Origin of the sequence: Actinotalea sp. C106, from assembly GCF_023630195.1 — a bacterium.
GTDB lineage: Bacteria > Actinomycetota > Actinomycetes > Actinomycetales > Cellulomonadaceae > Actinotalea.
Genome location: NZ_JALPKN010000544.1, coordinates 1 through 1,017, shown reverse-complemented (window position 1 = coordinate 1,017; position 1,017 = coordinate 1). Strand labels below are relative to the sequence as shown.

Below are 1,017 nucleotides of genomic sequence, written 5' to 3'. Positions count from 1 at the left end.
GCACGACCAGGGCGAGCGGGGTGTCCCGACGTCGGCCCGCCTCGAGTCGGCGGTGCAGCCACCAGCCGGCGACGGCACCCGCCAGCACCACGAGCACGGGCACCCAGGTCACGAGCCCGCCGCCAGACCCCGGGGTCGGCAGGGCGCCCAGGATGGGCAGCGCGGGCAGGGGGCCGCTCACGACCTCGCTCGGCGCGTAGGAGGTCCCGGCTCCGACCGAGAAGCCAGGACCCACCAGCCAGGCGAGGACCCACAGCACGAGGTTCGGGGCCACGGCGAGCTGGCCGACGGCCAGCACCAGGCCACCGAAGGTGTCCACGCCGAGGCCCTCGATGACGTCCCCCGCCGCGGCACGGCCCGAGATCACCCAACCGCTCGCGACCAGGCCCGCGAGGCCCACGAGCAGGGCCGACAGGAGCAGACCACCCGTGGCGCCAGCACGCACCAGCGCAGGGATGCGGGTCCAGACGGGGCGGGCGAGCTCCCGGAGCCGTCCGCGCCGGAGCATCCCCGCACCGAGTCCCACCGCGGCGAGCGCCGTGCTGCCGAGCACGAGCCGCAGGACGGCCGCAGGCCCGGAGCCGACGGGGCCTGCGGCACCGAGCAGGGCGGCGACCGTGAGCACGGCCACCACGTGGGCGACGGTCGCCGCGACCCAGGAGGAGATCGCGGGGTGCGCCGACCGACGGGCCGAGGCGTAGGCGGTGAAGAGCGCCAGGGCCGTGATGCCCAGCGGGACGAGGCTGATCGTCGCCCCGTCGGCCGTGAGCGGGCCGCCGTGGCCGAGCAGCCACAGCGCCGCCCCGACGGCCACCGAGCGGGGCCAGCCGATCTCGGCGTTGGAGGGGTCTGCCGAGGTGACCACGTAGGCCGCGAGGGCGGGCATCACGACGACGAGGAGGGAGAGCAGCGCGCCCTGGAACCCGGCGAGGGCTCCCGACACCCACCGAGGAGCGCCGTCGAGGCCGGTGGCGGCCGAGGGCCCGACCGGGGCCGCGAGGGCTGCGGACGAGCCGG

The 1,017-nt window shown here is 77.3% G+C and carries 1 protein-coding gene; it reads right to left on the bottom strand.

Going from position 1 to position 1,017, the window contains the following annotated elements:
- On the bottom strand, nt 1–1,017 hold a 1,017-nt coding region (locus tag L0B03_RS18375; protein WP_250448517.1), incomplete at both ends, for a DUF6350 family protein.